22 protein-coding genes are annotated in these 24,910 nt (G+C 54.9%); 16 read left to right on the top strand and 6 right to left on the bottom strand.

Going from position 1 to position 24,910, the window contains the following annotated elements; genetic code table 11:
• Both clcA and erpA read left to right on the top strand, forming a co-directional pair.
• Positions 1-1,235, top strand: a 1,235-nt coding sequence (gene clcA / locus GS12_RS18200; protein WP_034949426.1) for a H(+)/Cl(-) exchange transporter ClcA, incomplete at its 5' end; no start/stop codon positions are given.
• 74 nt (positions 1,236-1,309) lie between these two features.
• Complete coding sequence (erpA, locus tag GS12_RS18205; RefSeq protein ID WP_034912434.1) at positions 1,310-1,654, top strand: iron-sulfur cluster insertion protein ErpA; 345 nt, start codon at positions 1,310-1,312, stop codon at positions 1,652-1,654.
• 16 nt (positions 1,655-1,670) lie between these two features.
• Here the strand turns inward: erpA and btuF are convergent, their stop codons facing one another.
• Together btuF and mtnN are read right to left on the bottom strand one after the other, a co-directional pair.
• On the bottom strand, positions 1,671-2,498 hold the full coding sequence (btuF, locus tag GS12_RS18210; RefSeq protein WP_034949429.1) for a vitamin B12 ABC transporter substrate-binding protein BtuF: 828 nt from the start codon (positions 2,496-2,498) through the stop codon (positions 1,671-1,673).
• Entirely contained in the window at positions 2,491-3,189 is a 699-nt protein-coding gene (gene mtnN, locus GS12_RS18215; RefSeq protein ID WP_034949447.1) for a 5'-methylthioadenosine/S-adenosylhomocysteine nucleosidase, read from the bottom strand. Before mtnN ends, btuF begins: the two co-directional genes overlap by 8 nt.
• 122 nt (positions 3,190-3,311) lie before the next feature.
• Between mtnN and dgt the strand changes: the two genes are divergently transcribed.
• The 3 genes from dgt to GS12_RS18230 all read left to right on the top strand — a co-directional run bounded on the left by dgt (position 3,312) and on the right by GS12_RS18230 (position 7,704).
• Positions 3,312-4,817 (top strand): dGTPase, encoded by a 1,506-nt coding sequence (gene dgt, locus GS12_RS18220; RefSeq protein ID WP_034949431.1) that lies wholly within the window; start codon positions 3,312-3,314, stop codon positions 4,815-4,817.
• A gap of 147 nt (positions 4,818-4,964) precedes the next feature.
• Positions 4,965-6,389, top strand: a complete 1,425-nt coding sequence (gene degP, locus GS12_RS18225) for a serine endoprotease DegP (RefSeq protein WP_034949433.1) — start codon at positions 4,965-4,967, stop codon at positions 6,387-6,389.
• Positions 6,390-6,546: 157 nt separating this feature from the next.
• Complete coding sequence (locus GS12_RS18230; protein ID WP_034912438.1) at positions 6,547-7,704, top strand: CdaR family transcriptional regulator; 1,158 nt, start codon at positions 6,547-6,549, stop codon at positions 7,702-7,704.
• 61 nt (positions 7,705-7,765) lie between these two features.
• On the opposite strand, the gene GS12_RS18235 is transcribed toward GS12_RS18230, so the two are convergent.
• The 4 genes from GS12_RS18235 to map form a co-directional block, all read right to left on the bottom strand.
• A complete protein-coding gene (locus GS12_RS18235) occupies positions 7,766-8,158 on the bottom strand; it encodes a DUF3461 family protein (protein ID WP_034912440.1) in 393 nt (130 codons plus the stop codon).
• A gap of 334 nt (positions 8,159-8,492) precedes the next feature.
• The gene (gene dapD / locus GS12_RS18240; protein ID WP_034949435.1) at positions 8,493-9,317 is read right to left on the bottom strand and encodes a 2,3,4,5-tetrahydropyridine-2,6-dicarboxylate N-succinyltransferase; all 825 of its coding nucleotides are present in this window, start codon (positions 9,315-9,317) and stop codon (positions 8,493-8,495) included.
• A gap of 105 nt (positions 9,318-9,422) precedes the next feature.
• Positions 9,423-12,068 carry a bifunctional uridylyltransferase/uridylyl-removing protein GlnD gene (gene glnD / locus GS12_RS18245; protein ID WP_034949439.1) on the bottom strand — a complete coding sequence of 882 codons (2,646 nt, stop codon included), beginning with the start codon at positions 12,066-12,068 and terminating at the stop codon, positions 9,423-9,425.
• A 92-nt stretch (positions 12,069-12,160) separates the two neighbouring features.
• Positions 12,161-12,955, bottom strand: a complete 795-nt coding sequence (gene map / locus GS12_RS18250; RefSeq protein WP_034949441.1) for a type I methionyl aminopeptidase — start codon at positions 12,953-12,955, stop codon at positions 12,161-12,163.
• Positions 12,956-13,274: 319 nt separating this feature from the next.
• Between map and rpsB the strand changes: the two genes are divergently transcribed.
• The 11 genes from rpsB to lpxD form a co-directional block, all read left to right on the top strand.
• A complete protein-coding gene (rpsB, locus tag GS12_RS18255) occupies positions 13,275-14,000 on the top strand; it encodes a 30S ribosomal protein S2 (RefSeq protein WP_034912448.1) in 726 nt (241 codons plus the stop codon).
• Positions 14,001-14,183: 183 nt separating this feature from the next.
• Positions 14,184-15,035 carry a translation elongation factor Ts gene (gene tsf / locus GS12_RS18260; RefSeq protein ID WP_034912450.1) on the top strand — a complete coding sequence of 284 codons (852 nt, stop codon included), beginning with the start codon at positions 14,184-14,186 and terminating at the stop codon, positions 15,033-15,035.
• Positions 15,036-15,185: 150 nt separating this feature from the next.
• Complete coding sequence (gene pyrH, locus GS12_RS18265) at positions 15,186-15,911, top strand: UMP kinase (protein WP_034912451.1); 726 nt, start codon at positions 15,186-15,188, stop codon at positions 15,909-15,911.
• A 135-nt stretch (positions 15,912-16,046) separates the two neighbouring features.
• Positions 16,047-16,604, top strand: coding sequence for a ribosome recycling factor (gene frr / locus GS12_RS18270; RefSeq protein WP_034912455.1), 558 nt, complete (start codon positions 16,047-16,049; stop codon positions 16,602-16,604).
• 137 nt (positions 16,605-16,741) lie between these two features.
• A complete protein-coding gene (ispC, locus tag GS12_RS18275) occupies positions 16,742-17,944 on the top strand; it encodes a 1-deoxy-D-xylulose-5-phosphate reductoisomerase (protein ID WP_034949448.1) in 1,203 nt (400 codons plus the stop codon).
• A 157-nt stretch (positions 17,945-18,101) separates the two neighbouring features.
• Entirely contained in the window at positions 18,102-18,854 is a 753-nt protein-coding gene (gene ispU / locus GS12_RS18280; protein ID WP_034949443.1) for a (2E,6E)-farnesyl-diphosphate-specific ditrans,polycis-undecaprenyl-diphosphate synthase, read from the top strand.
• A gap of 18 nt (positions 18,855-18,872) precedes the next feature.
• Positions 18,873-19,730 (top strand): phosphatidate cytidylyltransferase, encoded by an 858-nt coding sequence (gene cdsA, locus GS12_RS18285; RefSeq protein ID WP_034912459.1) that lies wholly within the window; start codon positions 18,873-18,875, stop codon positions 19,728-19,730.
• 8 nt (positions 19,731-19,738) lie between these two features.
• Complete coding sequence (gene rseP / locus GS12_RS18290; protein ID WP_034949444.1) at positions 19,739-21,088, top strand: sigma E protease regulator RseP; 1,350 nt, start codon at positions 19,739-19,741, stop codon at positions 21,086-21,088.
• Between the two features lie 54 nt (positions 21,089-21,142).
• Positions 21,143-23,548, top strand: a complete 2,406-nt coding sequence (gene bamA / locus GS12_RS18295; protein WP_034949445.1) for an outer membrane protein assembly factor BamA — start codon at positions 21,143-21,145, stop codon at positions 23,546-23,548.
• Positions 23,549-23,669: 121 nt separating this feature from the next.
• Complete coding sequence (skp, locus tag GS12_RS18300) at positions 23,670-24,167, top strand: molecular chaperone Skp (RefSeq protein ID WP_034918873.1); 498 nt, start codon at positions 23,670-23,672, stop codon at positions 24,165-24,167.
• Positions 24,168-24,170: 3 nt separating this feature from the next.
• On the top strand, positions 24,171-24,910 hold a 740-nt coding region (gene lpxD, locus GS12_RS18305), incomplete at its 3' end, for a UDP-3-O-(3-hydroxymyristoyl)glucosamine N-acyltransferase (protein ID WP_034949446.1).

Consider the following 24,910-nt stretch of genomic DNA (forward strand, 5'->3'; position numbering starts at 1 on the left):
TGATGCTGTTAGCCACGGTTGAAAACCACTGGCTGCTGGTATTTCCTCTGGCGTTTATTCTCTCCGCCGCGCTGGCGACGGCAGGCTACTTTCTGGTGAAAAAGTTCGCGCCGGAGGCCTCCGGTTCCGGCATCCCTGAAATTGAAGGCGCATTAGAGGAGCTGAGGCCGGTGCGCTGGTGGCGCGTTCTGCCGGTGAAGTTTATCGGCGGCATGGGTACGCTGGGCGCGGGTATGGTGCTGGGGCGCGAAGGTCCGACCGTGCAGATCGGCGGCAACCTTGGCCGTATGGTGCTGGATATTTTCCGCATGAAAAGCGCCGAAGCCCGCCACTCACTGTTGGCTACCGGCGCGGCGGCCGGGCTCTCGGCAGCGTTTAATGCGCCGCTGGCGGGGATCCTGTTCATTCTCGAAGAGATGCGATTGCAGTTCCGCTACAGCGTAATCTCCATTAAAGCCGTTTTTATTGGTGTGATTATGTCGAGCATCGTTTTTCGCATTTTCAACGGCGACGAGGCAGTGATCAACGTTGGCAAACTCACCAACGCGCCGGTGAACACGCTGTGGCTCTATCTGCTTCTCGGCATGCTGTTTGGCGTGGTCGGTGTGCTGTTCAACGCGCTGGTGTTTAAAGCGCAGGATATGTTTCAGCGTATCCACGGCGGACAAATGCACCGTTTTTTGTTGGTCGGGGCGGTGTTGGGCGGCGTCTGTGGCGTGCTCGGCCTGATTGAACCGGAAGCTGCCGGCGGCGGTTTTAACCTGATACCCATCGCGGCAGCGGGAAACTATACTATTGGCATGCTGCTGTTTATTTTTATTGCGCGAACCGTTACCACGTTGCTCTGTTTCAGCTCCGGGGCGCCGGGCGGCATCTTTGCGCCGATGCTGGCGCTGGGCACGCTGCTCGGCACCGCATTCGGCATGGCCAGCGTCGCGCTGTTTCCGGCTTATTCGCTTCAGGCCGGTACGTTCGCCATCGCCGGGATGGGCGCGCTGTTTGCCGCGTCGGTGCGCGCGCCGCTGACCGGCATCGTGCTGGTGCTGGAGATGACCGATAACTATCAGCTTATTTTACCCATGATCATTACCTGTCTCGGCGCAACCCTGCTGGCGCAGTTTCTGGGCGGAAAGCCGCTCTATTCGGCGCTGCTGGCGCGCACGCTGGCAAAACAGCAGCAGAAAGATGACGAAGCGCAGGTGGCAGGCCGTGCCTTAAACGCGCCGGACACTTGATTGCTATACTTGCGTATAAGATAATGACGCAAGACATGGTCGTTTTATGACCTGATCGCTTACTGGAGTATCAAATGAGTGACGATATCGTTCTGCCACTGCAATTTACTGAAGCAGCGGCCAGCAAAGTTAAAAACCTGATTTCAGATGAGGACAATCCCGATCTGAAACTGCGCGTCTATATTACCGGCGGCGGCTGTTCAGGATTTCAGTATGGTTTTACCTTTGATGATAAGGTAAACGATGGCGATATGACCATTGAGAAAGCGGGCGTGGCGTTGGTTGTTGACCCGATGAGTTTGCAATATCTGGTTGGCGGCTCGGTCGACTACACCGAAGGGCTGGAAGGCTCGCGCTTTGTGGTGACGAACCCGAATGCGAAAACCACCTGCGGCTGCGGCTCCTCATTCAGCATCTGAGTTTTTCCCCAACGCCTTAAAGTTGGGGATCTTTCTGCCTTTTCCCCGTTTTTTCTTCAGGTTCAGCATGCAACTGCTGACAGAGCGCCTGCGCCGCCAGCACGATGCGCGGGCCGGCCCTGCTGATCCAGTCTTCGTTTATTGCTATAACCGGCACGTTAAGCTGTGAACGCCAGAAGGCGCGAACCGACGCCGCGTGGTTCGCATCGCCACCGGTGACGATCGCTGCCGGATGGCGCATCAGTACCTGTTCGCGGCTCACCTGCGGCCAGGCCACGCGCGCGTCGGCAAAAATGTTGTCGCCGCCACACAGCTCAAGCACCTGGTTTTGCAGCGTATTGCGTGAGGCGGTGAACAGCGGCTGCTGCCCGAATTGCAGAAAAACCGCTTTGCGCGGCGCATGGCCGTAACGCTGACGCAGCGCAGCAAGCTGGTTTTCAAGCGATCGCGCCGCGCGATCGGCTTTCTCAGGCTGCGGACTCCAGGTCTTGAGCCGCCGCAGCGTCGCGATAACCTGTTCTATGGTTTCTGGGTCAATCCACTCAACCTGAATGCCAAACGCCTGAAGCTGCTCAACCTGCCGCTGCGGATTGCCGCCGCGCCAGGCCAGCACCAGATCGGGCCGGAGCGCCATAATGCGCTCGACGTTAATGCCCTGCCAGTCGGCAACCTGCTCGATCTGCGTGGCTTCCGGCGGGAAATCAGCGTTGCTGCTGACGCCAACGGGCGTAATGCCCGCCGCAAATGCCAGTTCGGTCAGATTGGGCGCCAGAGTAATAACAACCGGTGCCGCTGACGCCGTCAGGCTGCTCAGCAGCAGTAACGCGGCCAGCCATTTAGCCACGCGAGAGATGGGCCAGCAGCGTTTCCACCATCAGCGAGGACTGTGCTGCGGCGACGGCGAGAAACTCGTCGAAGCTCAGATGGGATTCGCGATCGGCCACGTCGGAGATGGCGCGCACCACCACAAACGGCGTGCCAAACTGGTGGCAGACGTGCGCGATCGCGGTGGCTTCCATTTCAACGGCAATGGCCTGAGGAAACGTGTTGCGGATGCGCGCCAGCGGTTCTGCACCGTTGATAAAGGCATCGCCGCTTACTACCAGACCGCGCACCGCATTCAGGCCAAGCTCGCTGATGCACGACTCCGCTGCCGCGATCAGCGCGTCATCGGCACGAAAAGCAGCGGGACAACCTGCCATCTGACCGGGTTCGTAACCAAAGGCGGTGACGTCGGCATCGTGGTAGCGCACTTCGTCAGATACGACGATATCACCCACCGTCAATGAGGCCGCCAGGCCGCCAGCAGAGCCGGTATTAATAATGAGATCCGGTTTACACCGCTCCAGCAACAGCGTGGTGCCCATCGCCGCCGACACTTTGCCAATCCCAGACTTCAGCAACGCTACCTCGACGCCGTTCAGCGTGCCGGTATAAATTTCGCAGCCAGCCAGCGTCAGCGTTTGACGGTTTTCAATTTTATCGCGGAGCAGGGTAACTTCCTGCTCCATTGCACCAATTATGCCTGCTTTCATAGGGATACCCGCTAATGTTGTGGAATTCGTCTGCGTTTTCAGCGCATAGTCTATCATGGCAGCATAAGGGACATAATCCGCAAAACGCACTTCGCACAGGTGCCCGAACATGGGAAGCAGGCATGAACCATATCGATTTCAGGAAGAAAATTAACTATCAGCGCCGCTATCGACCGCAGCAGGGCGTTAAAGATGAGCATGAAATTCTGCGCATTTTTGAAAGCGATCGCGGGCGTATTATTAACTCAGCGGCCATTCGCCGTTTGCAACAGAAAACGCAGGTCTTCCCGCTTGAGCGCAACGCGGCGGTGCGCTCCCGTCTGACGCACTCGCTGGAGGTGCAGCAGGTGGGTCGCTACATCGCCAAAGAAGTCATGACGCGACTGAAAGAGCTGGGCAGGCTGGAAACCTATGGCCTGGCGCAGTTGACCGGCCCGTTCGAAAGCGTGGTGGAGATGGCCTGCCTGATGCACGATATCGGCAATCCGCCGTTTGGCCACTTTGGCGAATCAGCCATTAACGACTGGTTCGGTCAGCGGCTGGACGCGACGTTTCGCCGTGGCGATAACCGTCAGGATTACTGTGAGCCGCACGCGTTGCGCTATCAGGACGACGGTTTCAATGAACTGCGTGCCCGCATCCGTCAGGATCTGTCGCACTTTGAAGGCAACGCGCAGGCCATTCGTATGGTGCACACGTTGTTTAAAATGAATCTGACCTGGGCGCAGGTTGGCTGCATCCTGAAATATACACGTCCGGCGTGGTTCAGCGGCGACATTCCGCCATCGCACGCCTATTTAATGAAAAAGCCAGGCTATTATCTGGCAGAAGAAGAATACGTCGGTCGTTTGCGTAAAGAATTAGAGTTAAAACCGCACTGCCGTTTTCCGCTGACCTATATTATGGAAGCCGCCGATGATATTTCTTATTGCGTGGCGGATTTAGAAGATGCGGTCGAGAAGAAGATATTTACCGTTGAGCAACTTTATGACCATTTATATGCATTGTGGCCAAACCATCAGGCGAACGATCTGTTCAGTTTAGTGGTAACCAACGCGCTTGAGAAATCGCGTAACGCGCAGTTCAGCCGCAGCAGTGTCGATCAGTTTTTTATGTATCTGCGGGTGAATACCGTTTCACGGCTGGTACCGCATGCCGCCAGTCGCTTTATTGACAATATTTCGGCGGTGTATGATGGCGAATTCAACGAAGCGCTGCTTGAAGACGGTAGCCCACAAAATTTGTTATTGGAAATTTTCAAAAAAGTAGCCTTTAGTCATGTGTTTAACCATCCCGATGTGGAACAGCTTGAGCTTCAGGGCTACCGGGTGATTAGCGGGCTACTGGATATTTATCGCCCGCTGCTTTCGCTCAGTCAGCACGATTTTTCAGAACTAATTGAGAAAGATTATTTAAAAGGCTATCCAATTGAGACGCGCCTTTTTCATAAACTCTCCACGCGTTTTCGCCTGGCTTACAGTGAGGCGGTAGGGCGGCTGGATAAACGATCTGACGATATTGCTATCTGGGAATACTATTTCCGCGCGCGAATGTTGCAGGATTATGTTAGCGGTATGACGGATTTGTATGCATGGGATGAATATCGTCGTTTAATGGCGGTGGAATAACCCATCGCGCGGGTTAGTTTTGTAAAGGAATAATATAAATATTTACCTTTAGCTGAAACTTCCTGATGAACTTAGCGGTAAAACATGAATCTCATCATCACGACCACAGCAATGGTTGCATAACAGGACACAGTGAGAATCAGACGTATGAAAAAAACACTTCTGGCCAGTGCGCTGGCATTAAGCCTTGGAATGGCGACTATCCCTTTCTCTGCCGTTGCGGCGGAAACCGCTTCTTCATCAAGCCAGCAGCTTCCCAGCCTGGCGCCGATGCTGGAAAAGGTCATGCCTTCGGTGGTCAGCATTAATATTGAAGGCAGCACCACCGTTCGTAATCAACGTTTACCGCAGCAGTTCCAGCAGTTTTTTGGCGACAATTCGCCGTTTTGTCAGGAGGGTTCGCCGTTCCTGAATTCACCGTTCTGCCAGGGAGGCGGACAGGGCGGTGCAAATCCGCAGCAGGAAACGTTCCGCGCGCTGGGATCGGGCGTGGTGATTGATGCCGCCAAAGGCTATGTGGTGACAAATAATCACGTTGTCGATAAAGCGACCAAAATTCAGGTGCAGCTGAGCGATGGCCGCAAATATGATGCAAAGGTTATTGGTAAAGATCCCCGTTCTGATATCGCGCTGATCCAGCTCAATGAAGCGAAAAACCTGACGGCGATTAAAATGGCCGACTCGGACAATATCAAAGTGGGCGACTACACGGTGGCAATCGGTAACCCTTATGGCCTGGGCGAAACGGTCACCTCGGGCATCGTATCTGCGCTGGGCCGAAGCGGTCTGAATGTGGAAAACTACGAGAACTTTATCCAGACGGATGCGGCGATTAACCGCGGTAACTCCGGCGGCGCGCTGGTCAACCTGAACGGCGAACTGATCGGCATTAACACTGCGATCCTCGCGCCGGACGGCGGCAACATCGGCATCGGTTTCGCTATTCCCAGCAACATGGTGAAGAACCTGACGGCGCAAATGGTGGAATATGGTCAGGTGAAACGCGGCGAACTGGGGATCATGGGTACCGAACTGAACTCGGAACTGGCGAAGGCAATGAAAGTTGACGCGCAGCGTGGCGCGTTCATCAGCCAGGTGGTGCCGGGATCGTCCGCAGCGAAAGCAGGCGTTAAGGCAGGCGATGTGGTGACCTCGATCAACGGCAAGCCAATATCCAGCTTTGCCGCCCTGCGTGCGCAGGTGGGTTCACTGCCGGTCGGTACAAAAATGGTGCTCGGCCTGATCCGCGACGGCAAGCCGCTGACGGTTAACGTTGAGCTTCAGCAGAGCAGCCAGAGTAAAGTCGATTCCGGCAATATCTATACGGGCATTGAGGGTGCCGATCTGAGCAACTACGACGTGAAAGGCGTTAAGGGCGTGAAGATTGACAGCGTGAAGCCGGGTTCTGCTGCGGCGGGCATCGGATTGAAAAAGGACGATGTGATCCTCGGTGTCAATCAGCAGCCCGTGACCAACCTGGGTGAACTGAGGAAGATCCTCGACGCCAAACCCGGCGTGCTGGCGCTGAATATCAAACGTGGCGACAGCAGCATCTATTTGCTGATGCAGTAATCTCTCCGGGCGCCGATGTCCGTCGGCGCCTTTCTGGCTGTAAATCGTGAGTCTCTTCGCAGTTTTTGTATTCCATGCTTTTCTTTGTGCATTTGCACAATGCTCTGCTGTTGTACCCCGGCTATTCTGACGCGATAACTTTTTTCAGGAGCTGTCTATGTCAACCTGCCATCTTGACGCCCGTCTGGCGCAGGAGATTGTGGCCCGAACCATGCAGATTATTGACAGCAATGTCAACGTGATGGACGCGCGTGGCCGCATCATCGGCAGCGGCGATCGGGAGCGAATAGGGGAAATGCACGAAGGGGCGCTGCTTGCCCTTTCCCAGGCGCGCGTGGTGGATATTGACGAGGCGGTGGCAAAACATTTGCACGGCGTGCGCCCCGGCATTAATTTGCCGATGCGCATCGACGGCGAAATTGTCGGCGTGATTGGTCTGACCGGCGAGCCGGTGGCGTTGCGCCACTACGGCGAACTGGTGTGCATGACGGCTGAAATGATGCTGGAACAGACGCGCCTGCTGCACATGCTGGCGCAGGACAGCCGCCTGCGTGAAGAGCTGGTGCTCAATCTGATCCGCAGTGAAACGATCTCGCCAGCGCTGATGGAGTGGGCGCAGCGGCTGGGGATCGACATCAACCAGCCGCGCGTGGTGGCCGTGGTTGAGGTGGACAGCGGACAGCTTGGCGTGGACAGCGCCATGTCTGAGCTGCAACAGTTACAGACGCTGCTTACCACGCCGGAGCGCGACAATCTTATCGCCATTGTTTCGCTGACTGAAATGGTGGTGCTGAAACCGGCGCTGAATGCGCACGGACGCTACGATGCGGACGATCATCGTAAACGCGTTGATCATCTGCTGGCGCGTATGAAAGAGAGCGGTCATTTACGGATGCGTATTGCGCTGGGGAATTATTTCACCGGGCCGGGCAGCATTGCGCGATCTTATCGCACCGCGCGCACTACCATGCTGGTAGGCAAACAGCGTATGCCGGAGCAGCGCAGCTTTTTCTATCAGGATTTGGTGTTGCCGGTGCTGCTGGACAGCCTGCGCGGCGGCTGGCAGGCGAATGAGTTGTCGCGCCCGCTGGCGAAGCTGAAAGCGATGGATAATAACGGCCTGCTTAAACGCACGCTGAGCGCCTGGTTCAGTCATAACGTGCAGCCTTCGGCCACCGCGAAAGCGCTTTATATTCATCGCAACACGCTGGAGTATCGGCTGAACCGGATCTCCGAGCTGACGGGCCTGAATCTGAGCAATTTCGACGATCGACTACTGCTTTATGTCGCGCTGCAACTGGATGAGCAGCCCTGAAAATAAGGCATAAAAAAACCAGCGTGTTTAACGCTGGTTTTTTATATCAGGCAGAGAAAAATTAACGGCCGTTGCGGGTTAACGTTTCCAGATCGGCTTCGATTTCGCTGATCTTATTTGAGACCACGCTTTCCAGATGGCGTAAGTCTTCAAGAATTTTACGCTTCAGATCCACTTCAACGCGATCGCGCTGGCAAATCTGATCCAGCTCATCAATGACGTAACGCAGGTTGGGGCTGATTTCCTGAATTTCTTTGTAGCCCTGGCTGACGTTATCGGCCACCACGGTTTTACGCTGGCGCGGGTATTTAAACTTCACGCTTTTGGCAAAAAACTCGCCTTTGTCTTTGCGGAAGTAGATTTTCAGGATGTCGTTGCTGGCTTCCTGACGCAGGCTGTAACGGTCAATATCGTCGGGATTGCTGACACCCAAACTTTTCAAATTATCATACATAAGAGTTATTTCCTGAATGAAGAGGGATCGCTCCGGCTGCGCGTCGTGAATACTGCGTTGTGCAGTGCTCGCCATGCTCATGGACGTTAAATCCACTCCGCTGGCTGCGCGCTTACGCCTTGTCTTCACTCAGCTCGCTCGTTTCGGACTATCGATAAAGATAGCTTTAAAATTCACAGCCCGGATTACGAAAAGATTAAATTGCATTATTAACTGGCGCGGATTATCGCTCAGTTGTTGCGCAATAGCACCCGTTATTTCAGGGCCTGAAAGAAGTTATTTAAGCGGGAAGTGTAAAGATAAAATTACGGGCCGCCGGGCGCGGCCCGCAGGCTTAGTCGATGGTGCGCAGCAGTTCGTTGATGCCCACTTTTCCGCGGGTTTTTGCGTCAACTTTCTTGACGATCACCGCGCAGTAAAGGCTGTAGCTGCCGTCTTTGGAGGGCAGGTTACCGGAAACCACCACGGCACCCGCAGGAACACGTCCGTAATGAACTTCGCCGGTTTCGCGGTCATAAATTTTTGTGCTCTGACCGATGTAGACGCCCATTGAGATCACCGCGCCTTCTTCGACAATCACGCCTTCAACGATTTCAGAGCGCGCGCCGATAAAACAGTTGTCTTCGATGATGGTGGGATTGGCCTGCAACGGTTCCAGCACGCCGCCAATGCCAACGCCGCCGGACAGGTGTACGTTTTTGCCAATCTGCGCGCAGGAACCCACGGTTGCCCAGGTATCTACCATGGCGCCTTCATCAACGTAAGCGCCGATATTCACGTAAGAGGGCATCAGTACGGTGTTGCGGGCGATAAACGCGCCCTGGCGCACGGCGGCAGGCGGCACCACGCGAAAGCCCTCTTTTTTGAAGCGTGCGTCATCATAGTCAGCGAATTTCATCGGCACTTTGTCGTAAAAACGGCTTTCAGCGCCGTCAATCACCTGGTTGTCATTGAGGCGAAAAGAGAGCAGCACCGCCTTTTTTAACCACTGATGGGTGACCCATTCGCCATTAATCTTTTCAGCCACGCGCAGCGCGCCGCTGTCCAGTTGGGCAATAACCTGGCTCACCGCTTCGCGGGTGGCGGTATCGGCATTTGCAGGGGTAATGTCGGCGCGACGCTCAAAGGCGCTCTCAATAACACTCTGTAACTGTTGCATTAATTCTCATTTCCTGTGGTCAAAGCGGTTTGCGAAGCAGACACGCTCCCGCAAAAAAAGCGAGAAGCGCGCGACTCCGGCGGGTCGAAAAAAGTTTACTCCCGGTCACACTTTATCGTTTGGATCAAGGGCCTCTGTCAACCGTTGTTGCAACTCCTTGCGCAATTGCGGGTTGAGCGCCCGCCGCTCGCCGTTGGCTAAAATAAACAGATCTTCCACGCGTTCGCCGATGGTGCTGATCCGCGCGCCGTGCAGCGAGACGCCAAGATCGGCGAACACTTCCCCCACGCGCGCCAGCAGGCCAGGCTGATCCAGCGCGATCAGCTCCAGATAGGTGCGACGATCGGTATGGGTTGGCAGAAATTTCGCTTCGGTTTCCACATTAAAGTGCCTGAGGCGCGGCGACGGCCGCCGCGTTCTTGGCGGCTGCCATGTCGTCTGACCGATAGCCTGTCGCAGCGCCTCGCGGATCATCTCGTGACGATCGGCTGCCAGCGGGCTGCCGTCCGGCTCCAGCACGATAAAGGTGTCCATCGCCATGCCGTCGCGGCTGGTGAAGATCTGCGCGTCATGAACGCTCAGATTGCGGCGATCCAACTCGCCTGCCACCGTGGCAAACAGGTAAGGACGATCCGGGCACCAGACGAAGATCTCCGTGCCGCCGCGCGTCGCCTGCGGGCTGACCAGCACCAGCGGTTTGCTCAGATCGTGATTGATCAAATGACGTGCATGCCAGGCGAGCTGGTTTGGCGTATGGCGCAGGAAGTAGTCGGCACGGCAGCGGCCCCAGATATTTTGCAGCGCCTGTTCGTCGATGTTGTCCATTCGCAGCAGGGAGAGCGCTTGCAGGCGATGATGGCGCACGCGCTCGCGCAGATCGGGATGGTTGTCCATGCCGCGCCGAAGCTGTTTCTCGGTGGCGAAAAAGAGTTCGCGCAGCAGGCTCTGCTTCCAGCTGTTCCACAGATTGCCGTTGGTGGCGCAAATATCGGCCACCGTCAGGCAGATAAGATAGCGCAGCCGGTTTTCGTTCTGCATCACCTCCGCAAACTGCTGAATGACGGTGGGATCCTGAATATCGCGTCGTTGCGCGGTGACCGACATCAGCAGATGATGCTGTACCAGCCACGCAACCAGTTGCGTTTCCCGCGAGTTCAGATGATGCAGCTCGGCGAATTCCAGCACGTCCTGCGCGCCGAGGATCGAGTGGTCGCCGCCGCGTCCTTTGGCGATATCGTGAAACAGCGCGGCCAGCAGCAGCAGTTCCGGCTGCGGCAGGCGCGGCCAAATCTCCACGCACAGCGGATGCTGTGGACGCGTCTCCTCGCTGGCGAAGCTCTCCAGCTTTTGCAGAACGCGAACGGTGTGTTCATCGACGGTGTAAGCATGGAAAAGATCGAACTGCATCTGTCCGACGATATTGCCCCATTGCGGCATATAGGCGCGTAAAACGCTGTGGCGGTGCATCGGCACCAGCGCCCGACTCACCGCGCCGGGATGCCGCAGAATGGCGAGAAACAGCTGTCGCGCCTCTGGAATATAACACAGCGGCTGGTTGAGATGACTGCGCGCGTGGCGTAGCTGGCGCAGCGTGGTCGAGTAGATGCCGGTGATCACCGGCGTGCGCACCATGGTATAAAACATGCGCATGATCGCTTCAGGTTGACGGCTGAACAGCGTTTCATCAATCAGGTCGATCAGCGTGCCGCGTAGCTGAAATTCACTGTCAATCGGTCGTGGTTTTTCGTCCTCGCCCAGCGCGAGGATCGCCTCGTCGAAAAGCTGGAGCAGCATCTGATTCAGTTCGCCGATGCGGCGGGTCACGCGGTAGAAATCCTTCATCATCCGTTCGACCGGCTCATTCCCTTCACCGGCATAATTCAGCCGCTGCGCAACGTTAAGCTGACGATCAAACAGCAGGCGGTTATCGTAGCGCGGCAGCGTTAAATGCAGCGCGAAACGAATGCGCCACAGAAAACTCTGACATTCGTTCAGCTCATTGCGCTCGGCGCTGGTGAGAAAGCCAAAATCAACCATCTCATCCATTGAGGTGGCGCCAAAATGGCGACGCGCCACCCACAGCAGCGTGTGGATGTCGCGCAGGCCGCCGGGGCTGCTTTTGATGTCCGGCTCCAGGTTATAGCTGGTGCCGTGATAGCGATGATGCCGCGCCTGCTGCTCATCGATTTTGGCGGCAAAAAAGCGGTCGGACGGCCAGAAGCCGTCGCTGAAGATGTTTTTCTGTAGCTCAAGAAACAGCGCAAGATCGCCGGTGATCAGGCGCGATTCAATCAGGTTGGTGGCGATAGTAAGATCGGATAACCCTTCCAGCAGGCACTCTTCAAGGGTGCGCACGCTATGGCCCACTTCCAGCTTCAGATCCCACATCAGCGTCAGCAGCTCGCTGGTGCGGCGCGCGTCCTGCTCGGAAAGCACATTGCGGCTCAGCATCAGCACGTCGATATCGGAAAGCGGGTGCAGCTCACCACGGCCGTAGCCGCCGACCGCCACCAGCGCGATATCCTGCTGCGCCGGAAAGCCATAAAACTGCCAGAGGCGGCGGAGTAATCTGTCGATAAAAAGCGTACGCGCATCAATCAGTTCTTCCGCGTTGACGCCCTCATCAAACGCCTCCGCGAGGTTTTGCTGAAACTGCTCAAGGCGCAGGCGAATAGTATCGCGCGTCAGGTCGTCGTCCTGCCAGTCGGCGGGAGAAGGGGAAAGAGAGTACTTATTTAATTTTTTATTCACGCCTGGCTTCTCCGCGCATGGAGGAAAGGGATCCGGTGATGGCAGCGGCAAAAAAAAACCGGCTTTCGCCGGCTTTACACGCTGAAGAGCGATCAGGCGTCGTGCGTCAGAACCGCCGGAAGGGTCTCATCTTTACGCAGCGTCATAATTTCGCAGCCGTTTTCCGTCACCACGATAGTATGCTCATACTGAGCAGACAAGCTGCGATCTTTAGTTTTTACCGTCCAGCCATCTTTCATGCTGCGAATGCGGTAGTCACCCGCATTGACCATCGGCTCAATGGTGAACGCCATACCGGGCTGAAGCACCACGCCGCCGTCGTCCGCATCGTAATGCAGCACCTGCGGCTCTTCATGGAAGCCGCGGCCAATGCCGTGTCCACAGTATTCACGCACCACGGAGAAGTCCTGCGCTTCAACGAACTTCTGGATTTCACGGCCGATCGACCGCAGGCGAATGCCCGGCCTGACCATGCGCAGCCCCAGGTAAAGGCTCTCCTGAGTGATACGGCAGAGTCGTTCGCCCTGGATAGTGGGTTTGCCGACGATAAACATGGTGGAGGTATCGCCATGAAACTCATCTTTAATCACCGTGACGTCAATATTCACGATATCGCCATCCTTCAGGATCTTGTCATCGCTGGGAATACCGTGGCAAACCACTTCGTTGACGGAGATGCAAACGGATTTAGGAAAGCCGTGGTAGCCCAGGCTGGCTGATACCGCTTTTTGCGTGTTCACAATGTGATCGTGGCACAGTCTATCCAGTTCACCGGTGCTTACGCCGGGCACCACGTGCTCTGCAATCATTTCAAGCACTTCTGCGGCGAGGCGACCGGCCACGCGCATTTTTTCGATCTCTTCAGGGGTTTTAATTGTAATTGCCATTCAATTTGTCCGCAGTTGTCGACATTTTCGACAATAATAAAACGTGGAGCAATGTTAGCAGCCCGCCCCGGCTCTGCCAATTGCAGTTTGTGTGGGCACGCACGCAACAACAATTATTGGCTTCGCACAGCGCTTTGTGGTATAAAGCGCGCCGACGATTCTCTGTGGCAACACCGGGAACGCATAACTCTCATTGTGTAAATAACACACATGTATCGAGACCATACGCCGGGGTGCCTTAATGTTTGCGCAAGCAGCAGCGAGGTCGGTTGTATGGGATACATGGAGGCCTAACCCCAAATCATTTATAGAGGTAATCATGGCAACTGTTTCCATGCGCGACATGCTTCAGGCAGGTGTACACTTCGGTCACCAGACCCGTTACTGGAACCCGAAAATGAAACCATTCATCTTCGGTGCGCGTAACAAAGTTCACATCATCAACCTGGAAAAAACCGTACCTATGTTCAACGAAGCCCTGGCTGAGCTGAACAAAATTTCTTCCCGTAAAGGTAAGATCCTTTTCGTAGGTACTAAGCGCGCGGCAAGCGAAGCGGTAAAAGAAGCAGCAGGCAGCTGTGACCAGTTCTTCGTTAATCACCGCTGGTTGGGTGGCATGCTGACTAACTGGAAAACCGTTCGTCAGTCCATCAAACGCCTGAAAGATCTGGAAACTCAGTCTCAGGACGGTACTTTCGACAAGCTGACTAAAAAAGAAGCGCTGATGCGTGCTCGTGAACTGGCCAAGCTGGAAAACAGCCTGGGCGGTATCAAAGACATGGGCGGCCTGCCGGACGCACTGTTTGTTATCGATGCTGACCACGAACACATTGCTATCAAAGAAGCAAACAACCTGGGTATCCCGGTATTTGCTGTTGTTGATACCAACTCTGATCCAGACGGCGTTGACTTCATCATTCCTGGTAATGATGACGCCATCCGTTCTGTCAGCCTGTACCTGACCGCCGTGGCTACTACCGTGCGTGAAGGTCGCTCTCAGGATCTGGCTCAGCAGGCGGAAGAAAGCTTCGCTGAAGCTGAGTAATAAGGACTGCTCTTCAACAGAGCCCTTATCAATCAGATAGTAATCTGTAAGGGGCCACGTATGGCCCCTTTATTTTTTTCGAATTTGCTTTGCCGCCGGCGAGGCGAAATATTTCTTCCGAGACCAGGCATTCGACGTGGCGCCACGGCGCTGACGAATGCTGAGCTAACCGAGGATTAGAGAATGGCTGATATTACTGCTGCTCTGGTAAAAGAACTGCGCGAGCGCACTGGCGCTGGCATGATGGATTGTAAAAAAGCGCTGACCGAAGCCAATGGCGACATCGAGCTGGCGATTGAGAACATGCGTAAATCCGGCGCAATCAAAGCGGCGAAAAAAGCAGGCAACGTAGCGGCTGACGGCGTGATCAAAACCAAAATCGTTGGCAACTACGGCATCATTCTGGAAGTTAACTGCCAGACTGACTTCGTTGCTAAAGACGGCGGCTTCCAGGCGTTTGCTGACAAAGTGCTGGATGCGGCTGTTGCAGGCAAAATCACTGACGTTGACGTGCTGAAAACCCAGTTTGAAGAAGAGCGCGTTGCGCTGGTAGCGAAAATTGGTGAAAACATCAATATCCGTCGCGTTGCTTCACTGGAAGGCGACGTGCTGGGCAACTACCTGCACGGCGCGCGTATCGGCGTGCTGATTGCTGCCACCGGTGCTGACGAAGAGCTGGTTAAGCAGCTGGCGATGCACGTTGCGGCAAGCAAGCCTGAATTCGTTAAGCCAGAAGACGTGTCTGCCGATGTGGTTGAGCGTGAGCACCAGATCCAGCTCGACATCGCTATGCAGTCCGGCAAGCCGCGTGAAATCGCAGAGAAAATGGTTGAAGGCCGCATGAAGAAATTCACCGGCGAAGTTTCTCTGACCGGTCAGGCGTTTGTTATGGACCCAGGCAAAACCGTGGGTCAGCTGCTGAAAGAGAAAAATGCAGACGTAACTAACTTCATCCGTTTCGAAGTGGGCGAAGGCATTGAGAAAGCGGAAACCGACTTCGCGGCAGAAGTCGCGGCCATGTCCAAACAGTCTTAATGGTTAACAGGAACCGCCAAACGGCGGTTCTTTTTTATCTGCTTCAGAATACATTTTTCAGTCTCATCCCAATAGTCATTCACCCTGACTCAAGGGATGATAGCGCAGACTACATTCCCCTTATCGATGACAGCTTCCAGGAAAAAAACCATGGCAACGAATGCAAAACCCGTATATCAACGAATTCTGCTCAAGCTGAGCGGTGAAGCTCTGCAAGGCGCCGAAGGTTTCGGCATTGACGCCAGCGTGCTGGATCGTATGGCTCAGGAAGTGAAAGAGCTGGTAGAACTGGGCATTCAGGTCGGCGTGGTTATTGGTGGCGGTAACCTGTTCCGCGGCGCTGGCCTGGCGCAGGCAGGTATGAACCGCGTAGTCGGCGACCACATGGGCATGCTGGCAACCGTGATGAACGGCCTGGCGATGCGCGATGCGCTGCACCGCGCCTATGTCAACGCGCGTCTGATGTCGGCAATCCCGTTAAACGGCGTATGCGATAACTACAGCTGGGCAGAAGCAATCAGCCTGCTGCGGAATAATCGCGTGGTGATTTTCTCCGCCGGTACGGGCAATCCTTTCTTTACTACCGATTCAGCAGCCTGCCTGCGCGGTATTGAGATCGAAGCCGATGTGGTGTTGAAAGCGACGAAAGTAGACGGTGTTTACTCTGCCGATCCGGTAACAAATCCGGATGCAACGCTTCACGATCAGCTGAGCTACGCCGACGTGCTGGAGCGTGAGTTGAAGGTAATGGATCTGGCGGCATTCACCCTGGCGCGCGACCACAAGCTGCCCATTCGCGTATTTAATATGAATAAACCCGGCGCCCTGCGTCGCGTGGTGATGGGCGAAAAAGAAGGCACGCTGATTACGCACTAATACCCGTCAGCGTCGAGTTAAGGTATATTCTCTGCGTGGCGCGTGGTACGCGCTACACTAAAGAGTGATGACGACATTCGCAACGGGCGCAATTTTACGCGCCCGGCAGGTCAACCAGAATCCAAGGGTTCCAACGTGATTAACGAAATCAGAAAAGATACTGAAACGCGCATGGATAAAAGCGTTGAGGCATTCAAAAATAACATCAGTAAAATTCGTACCGGCCGCGCGTCGCCCAGTATTCTCGACGGGATTACGGTTGAATACTACGGTACGCCTACACCGCTGCGTCAGCTGGCCAGCGTAACGGTAGAAGATTCACGTACGCTGAAGGTAAACGTGTTCGACCGTTCCGTTAGCGCTGCCGTTGAAAAAGCCATTATGACCTCCGATCTCGGTCTGAATCCAAGCTCGGCGGGAAGCGATATCCGCGTTCCGCTGCCAGCGCTGACTGAAGAGCGTCGTAAAGATCTGATCAAGATCGTGCGTGGCGAAGCAGAGCAGGGCCGCGTTGCCGTACGTAACGTGCGTCGCGATGCTAACGACAAACTTAAAGCGTTGTTGAAAGACAAAGAGATCAGTGAAGACGAAGATCGTCGCTCACAGGAAGAAATTCAAAAAATGACCGACGCCTTCATTAAAAAAGTGGATACCGCGTTGGCCGAGAAAGAAGCGGAGCTGATGGACTTCTGAGTTCGTCATCTTTCGCATAAACGCCGTACAGATTGCCGTTCTCGCGAGTGGTCAGTCTTACGGCGTTTTGCATTTCGTCTCGTTATTGATGAAGGCAGCGCAGGCGCCTTCCTCCGTTCACTATGCAGAGCAACTTCATGAAGCAATTAACGATCCTCGGTTCGACAGGCTCTATTGGCACCAGTACGCTGGCGGTGGTGCGCGCTAATCCGCAACGGTTTGCCGTGAAGGCACTGGTCGCTGGACATAACGTAGAGCTGATGGCGGAGCAGTGTCTGAATTTTCGGCCTGCTTATGCCGCGATGTCGGACGAACGATCGGCCAGCGCGCTGAGGCTGCGTCTGAAAAGTATGAACGTTGCCACTGAGGTAATGAGCGGTGAAGAGGCAGCCTGCGAGCTGGCCGCGCTGGACGACGTTGACCAGGTGATGGCGGCGATCGTCGGCGCTGCCGGCCTGTTGCCCACGCTGGCGGCTATTCGCGCAGGTAAGCAGGTTCTTCTTGCCAATAAAGAGTCGCTGGTCACCTGCGGCCAGCTTTTTCTTGAGGCGGTGAGCGCTTCCGGTGCGCAGCTTTTGCCCGTCGACAGCGAGCACAACGCCATTTTTCAGAGTTTGCCCGCTTCCCTCCAGCAGCAGTTAGGGTATGCTTCTCTGACGGGTAATGGCATTGACAGCATTATCCTTACGGGGTCAGGTGGCCCTTTTCGCACGACGCCGCTGGCGGATTTGGCCCGCATGACGCCCGATCAGGCCTGCGCGCATCCGAACTGGTCAATGGGGCGTAAAATCTCCGTCGATTCGGCCACCATGATGAATAAAGGTCTGGAATATATTGAAGCCCGCTGGTTGTTTAACGCGAGCGATTCGCAAATGGAAGTGATCCTGCATCCGCAGTCGGTTATCCACTCCATGGTGCGCTATCGTGATGGCAGCGTACTGGCTCAGCTTGGGTCGCCGGATATGCGTACGCCTATTGCTCATGTGATGGCGTGGCCGCAACGCGTGCAGTCTGGCGCAACGCCGCTGGATTTCACCCGCATGGGCGCAATGACCTTCGCCGAGCCGGACTACACACGCTATCCCTGCCTGAAGCTGGCGATTGACGCCTGCAAGAACGGACAGGCCGCAACGACTGCGCTAAATGCCGCTAATGAAATTGCCGTCGCCGCATTTCTTGACGCGCAAATCCGTTTTACCGACATTGCGGCTGTTAATATGGCCGTGTTGGAAACGTTGAACAGTGCAGAGCCAACCAGTGTGGATGCCGTTCTTGATATCGACAGACAGGCGCGTGCAGCCGCTATTGCCTGTCTGCCGCGTTTTGCTGCGGCGCGATAACGGGGCCGTCGCCATTTGTGGGGCAGGGGCGGAGATGGTATAGTCTTCGACCGCTAATTAATGCTGAGGCCGCATTGGTCACGGCTTTTTTTGCGCCACGCGGGCAAGATATTTCAGAAACCAGACTTTTTCTGAATAAAGGAAATAAATACGCGTTATGTCGTCCGAAAACTTATTACAATCCGATGACCTGCAAAGGGAAATTCCCCGTCACGTGGCCATCATTATGGATGGCAATGGCCGTTGGGCTAAAAACCAGGGCCGACTGCGCATAACGGGTCACAAGGCGGGCGTGAAATCGGTTCGTCGGGCCGTCAGTTTTGCCGTCAGCAACAAATTTGACGCGCTGACGCTCTACGCTTTCAGCAGTGAGAACTGGAACCGCCCTCCGCAAGAAGTGATGGCGTTGATGGAGCTGTTTGTCTGGGCGCTCGACAGCGAAGTAAAAAATCTGCATAAGCATAATGTTCGCCTGCGAATTATCGGTGATACCAGCCGTTTTAACGCCCGCTTGCAGGAGCGTATTCGCCGTGCAGAGGAACTTACTCAACAAAATAATGGACTGACACTCAACATTGCCGCGAATTATGGCGGTCGTTGGGATATTATTCACGGTGTCAGAAAAATCGCAGAGCAGGTGCAGGAAGGTCTTATTCGCCCCGATAACATCAGCGAAGAGACGCTTGGCTCACATCTTTGCCTTCAGGATCTGGCACCGGTGGATTTGGTAATAAGGACAGGGGGAGAGCATCGAATCAGTAACTTCTTGCTGTGGCAAATTGCTTACGCGGAGTTCTTTTTTACCGATGTTCTCTGGCCTGATTTTGATGAACAAGTTTTTGAAGGTGCATTGAATGCGTTTGCACAACGAGAGCGTCGCTTTGGCGGCGCAGCACCCGATGGCGCCTGAGCGCTCGGGGGGTAATCTTTGCTGAAGTCTCGCCTGATTACTGCATTTATACTCATTCCCATTGTGATAGCGGCGCTCTTTTTGCTGCCGCCCTCAGGGTTCGCGATTACCATCCTGGCCATCTGTATGCTGGCCGCCTGGGAATGGGGGCAGTTGGCGGGACTTGCGTCACGCGCTCAGCGTATCGCGCTCGCAGCAACATGCGGCCTTCTGCTGGTCGTGATGCTTTCCACCCTTCCGGCCTGGCAGCACTCCGTGCTTTTACCGCAGGTGACAGGATCGCTCTGGGCTGCGCTGGCCTGGTGGATCGTTGCTTTGATTCTGGTGTTGTTTTATCCCACGTCCGCTTCACTCTGGCGTACTTCACGCCCGCTGCGTCTCCTTTTTGGCATTCTGACCATTGTGCCCTTTTTCTGGGGCATGATGGCGCTACGCCAGTATCATTACGACGTTGACCATTTTGCCGGTGCCTGGTGGCTGCTCTATATCATGTTTCTGGTATGGGGCGCGGATTCCGGCGCGTATATGTTTGGCCGCCTGTTCGGCAAACACAAGCTGGCACCTAAGGTTTCTCCCGGTAAAACCTGGGAAGGCTTTTTCGGCGGCCTTCTCTGTTCGGCGATTATCTCCTGGCTGTTCGGGCTGTGGGCGCCGCTGAGCATTCCTGCCGTCACGTTGCTAACCTGTTCAGTGGTGGCCGCGCTGGCCTCCGTGCTCGGCGATCTCACCGAAAGCATGTTCAAGCGCGAGGCGGGTATTAAGGACAGCGGAAATTTAATTCCGGGACATGGCGGCATTCTTGACCGTATTGACAGCCTTACCGCTGCGGTACCAGTTTTCGCCTGTTTGTTGTTGCTGGTCTTCGGGACGTTATAAGGGACGATATGCTGAGCATCCTGTGGAGCCTTGGTGCGTTTATCATTGCGCTGGGCGTATTGATTACCGTGCACGAGTTCGGCCACTTTTGGGTGGCCCGCCGCTGCGGCGTCAAGGTTGAGCGCTTTTCCATTGGTTTTGGTAAAGCGCTGTGGCGTCGTCGCGACGCGCAGGGCACGGAATACGTGGTTGCGCTGATCCCGCTCGGCGGCTATGTGAAGATGCTGGACGAGCGCGTCGAAAGCGTGACGCCAGAGCTTCGTCATCAGGCTTTCAATAATAAAACCATTCTTCAGCGCACGGCCATTATCAGCGCCGGGCCCATCGCAAATTTCCTTTTTGCTATTTTCGCTTACTGGCTGGTATTCATGATTGGCGTACCCGGCGTGCGCCCGGTAATTGGCGAAATAATCAGCAACTCGCCCGCCGCAGCGGCGCAAATTGCACCAGGCATGGAACTTAAAGCCGTTGACGGTATCGAAACGCCTGATTGGGAAGCTGTGCGCATGGCGCTGGTAGCAAAAATCGGCGAGAAAGACACCACGCTGAGCGTAGCGCCTTTCAACAGCGCGCAGCGCACCGATAAGCGGGTTGATTTACGGGACTGGCAGTTCGAACCGGATAAGCAGGACCCGGTCGCCGCGCTGGGTATCCAGCCGCGCGGGCCACAGATAGAAACCGTGCTGGCGAAGGTGCAAAGCAACTCGGCGGCGAGCAAAGCAGGTTTGCAAGCAGACGACAGGATCGTTAAAGTCGATGGTCAACCGCTGAAGCAGTGGATGGATTTTGCCACGCAGGTACGTAGCAGTCCCGGCAAAGCGATGGCGGTTGAGGTGGAACGACACGGGCAAACGGTAGCAGTCACGCTGACGCCCGACGTGAAACCAGGCAATAAGGCGGAAGGGTTTGTCGGCGTGGTTCCGCGCTTTATTCCGCTTGCGGATGAATATAAAACGGTGCGCCAGTTCGGCCCGTTTGCCGCGATAGGGGAGGCCACTGTAAAAACCTGGCAGCTTATGAAGCTGACGGTAAACATGTTGGGCAAGCTTATCGTAGGTGAAGTGAAGTTAAATAATCTCAGCGGGCCCATTTCGATTGCACAGGGTGCTGGGACGTCGGCGGAATACGGCCTGATTTATTACTTGATGTTCCTCGCGTTAATCAGCGTGAATCTCGGTATCATCAACCTGTTCCCTCTGCCGGTATTAGATGGTGGACATTTGCTGTTTCTGGCGATCGAAAAGATCAAAGGTGCGCCAGTGTCTGAGCGAGTTCAGGACTTCAGTTATCGCATCGGCTCGATTTTGCTGGTGTTGTTAATGGGGCTTGCGCTTTTCAATGATTTCTCGCGGTTATAGTTTGCCTCCGGGCAACTGTATGTGGGAACCAGTTAGGAAGAATGCATAACAACGATGGCGATGAAAAAGTTGCTCATAGCGTCGCTGCTGTTTAGCAGCGCTACCGTATACGCGGCAGACGGCTTCGTGGTGAAGGATATTCATTTCGAAGGCCTTCAACGAGTCGCCGTCGGTGCGGCATTACTGAGTATGCCTGTACGCGTCGGGGATTCCGTCTCCGATGACGACATCAGTAATACTATTCGCGCCCTTTTTGCTACCGGAAACTTTGAAGATGTTCAGGTTTTACGCGATGGCGATACGCTGATTGTTCAGGTGAAGGAGCGTCCAACGATTGCCAGCATCACCTTCTCCGGCAATAAAGCGGTGAAGGATGACATGCTTAAGCAAAACCTTGAGGCTTCTGGCGTGCGCGTGGGCGAAGCCCTCGACCGCACCACCATCACCTCAATCGAGAAAGGGCTGGAAGATTTCTACTATAGCGTCGGTAAATACAGCGCCAACGTCAAAGCCGTGGTGACGCCGCTGCCGCGTAACCGCGTGGACCTGAAGCTGGTCTTTACCGAAGGCGTTTCCGCGAAAATTCAACAGATCAACGTGGTTGGCAATAAAGACTTCAGCTCTGAAGAGTTGATTTCCCGCTTCCAGCTGCGCGATGAAGTGCCGTGGTGGAACGTGGTCGGCGATCGTAAGTATCAGAAGCAAAAGCTGGCTGGCGATCTCGAAACGCTGCGCAGCTTCTATCTCGATCGCGGCTATGCGCGTTTCAATATTGATTCCACGCAGGTCAGCCTGACGCCAGATAAAAAAGGCATCTATATCACCATCAATATCAATGAAGGCGAACAGTACAAGCTTTCAGGCGTGGTGGTGAATGGCAGCATGGCGGGCCACTCCGCCGAAGTAGAAGCGCTGACTAAAATCAAGCCCGGCGAACTCTACAACGGCGCGAAAGTGACGCGTATGGAAGACGACATCAAAAAGATGCTCGGTCGCTATGGCTATGCCTATCCGCGCGTGGCAACGCAGCCTGAAATCAACGATGCGGATAAAACCGTTAAGCTTCACGTCAATGTTGACGCGGGCAACCGTTACTATGTGCGTAAAGTACGCTTTGAAGGCAACGATACGTCAAAAGATTCCGTTCTGCGCCGCGAAATGCGCCAGATGGAAGGCGCGTGGTTGGGCAGTGACCTGGTCGAGCAGGGGAAAGAGCGCCTGAATCGTACCGGCTATTTTGAAACGGTTGATACCGATACGCAGCGAGTATCAGGCTCGCCCGATCAGGTTGATGTGGTTTACAAAGTTAAAGAGCGCAATACCGGCACCTTTAATTTTGGCGTCGGCTACGGTACGGAAAGCGGCGTCAGCTTCCAGGTTGGCGTCACGCAGGATAACTGGCTGGGCACCGGGAACACCGTCGGCATCAGCGGAACCAAAAACGACTACCAGACCTACGCTGAATTCTCACTGACCGATCCCTATTTTACCGTGGACGGCGTGAGCCTCGGTGGCCGCATCTTCTATAACGACTTTGAAGCCGACGACGCCGATCTTTCCGACTACACCAACAAAAGCTACGGTGCAGACGGTACGCTGGGCTTCCCGGTCAACGAAAACAACACGCTTCGCGTTGGCCTGGGCTACGTGCATAACTCATTGTCCAACATGCAGCCGCAGGTGGCGATGTTCCGTTATCTGAGTTCAGTGGGTCAGAACCCGGATCTCTCCGGTCGCGAGTCCTATTCTGCCGATGACTTCACCTTTAACTACGGCTGGACGTACAACAATCTCGATCGCGGATTCTTCCCAACGTCGGGTAACCGTACCAACCTGAATGGCAAGGTGACCATTCCGGGCTCCGACAACGCCTTCTACAAAGCGACGCTGGATACGCAGCAGTACCTGCCGCTGAATCAGGATCGCACCTGGGTGCTGCTGGGGCGTGGTCGCGTAGGCTACGGCGACGGGCTGGATGGTAAAGAGATGCCGTTCTATGAGAACTTCTACGCGGGTGGCTCAAGCACCGTACGCGGCTTCCGATCCAACACCATCGGCCCGAAAGCGGCTTACTACAATGACAATTCGTCAACCTGCTCAGGCACGAATACGCTTTGTAGCTCTAACGATGCGGTGGGCGGTAACGCGATGGCAACGGCCAGCGCTGAGCTGATCACCCCAACGCCGTTCCTGAGCGAAAAGTATGCTAATTCCGTGCGCACCTCGCTGTTTGTTGATGCGGGTACGGCATGGGATACGAAGTGGGAAAATACGGATGAGACGCGCGCAGCCGGCATTCCTGACTACAGCGATCCGGGTAATATTCGCCTGTCGGCGGGTCTGGCGCTACAGTGGATGTCTCCACTGGGGCCGCTGGTCTTCTCGTATGCCCAACCGTTCAAAAAGTATGATGGAGATAAGGCTGAACAGTTCCAGTTTAACATTGGTAAAACCTGGTAACGCAGCCTGATATGGAAATCGTTTAAGAGTGTATCGCGCCGTTCACAGGCAGCTTGTAAAAAGCTGCCCCAACGCGCAGACCTGTGTCGAAGACACAAACGTTGATGGTAAGGAGTTTATAGTGAAAAAGTTGTTGTGTGCCGCAGGCCTCTCTATCGCCCTGGCGACTTCCGCCGGTGTACAGGCTGCTGATAAGATCGCAGTGGTGAACGTTTCCAGCATTTTCCAACAGTTACCGGCGCGTGCGACAGTTGCGAAACAGCTCGAGAATGAGTTCAAAGGCCGTGCTACCGAGCTTCAGGGTATGGAACGCGATCTGCAAACCAAAATGCAGCGTTTACAGCGTGACGGCTCAACCATGAAGGCCAGCGAACGCAGCCGCATGGAAAAAGACGTCATGACCCAGCGTGAAGCCTTCTCCAGCAAAGCGCAGGCTTTCGAACAGGATAATCGCCGTCGTCAGGCGGAAGAGCGTAATAAAATTCTGAGCCGTATCCAGGACGCCGTGCAGAAAGTGGCTGACGACGATGGCTACGATGTGGTGATTGATGCCAATGCTGTTGCCTATGCAGGTAAATCCAAAGACATCACCGCTGATGTTCTGAAACAGGTTAAATAATCAATGTCTTCAATTCGACTGGCTGATTTAGCCCAGCAGTTGGATGCAGAATTGCACGGAGATGGCGAGCTCGTCATCTCTGGCATTGCTTCTATGCACTCCGCCCAATCCGGTCAAATCACCTTTCTTTCCAACAGCCGTTATCGTGAACAGCTCGCCAACTGCAATGCGTCCGCCGTGGTGCTGACGCAGGCCGATCGCGACTGCTTTAACGGCGCGGCGCTGGTGGTTAACGATCCCTATCTGACCTATGCACGCATGGCGCAAATACTGGATACCACGCCGCAGCCGGCGCATAATATCGCGTCCAGCGCGGTCATTGATGCTTCAGCCAGTCTGGGAAGCGGTGTTTGCGTGGGTGCCAACGCGGTCATTGAGTCCGGCGTCGAGCTGGGCGACAACGTGATAATTGGCGCAGGCTGTTTTATTGGAAAAGATGCGCGTATCGGTGCCGGCTCTCGTTTATGGGCGAACGTCTCGGTTTATCATGAAGTACAAATTGGCAAGGCGTGCCTGATTCAGTCAGGAACGGTAATCGGCGCAGATGGTTTTGGTTACGCTAACGATCGCGGTAACTGGGTGAAAATTCCGCAGCTGGGTACGGTCATTATTGGCGATCGTGTAGAGATCGGTGCCTGTACCACTATCGATCGCGGCGCGCTTGATAACACTCAGATCGGGAATGGTGTTATCATTGATAACCAGTGCCAGATTGCACATAACGTTGTGATTGGCGACAATAC

It is taken from the genome of Erwinia oleae (assembly GCF_000770305.1).
GTDB lineage: Bacteria > Pseudomonadota > Gammaproteobacteria > Enterobacterales > Enterobacteriaceae > Erwinia > Erwinia oleae.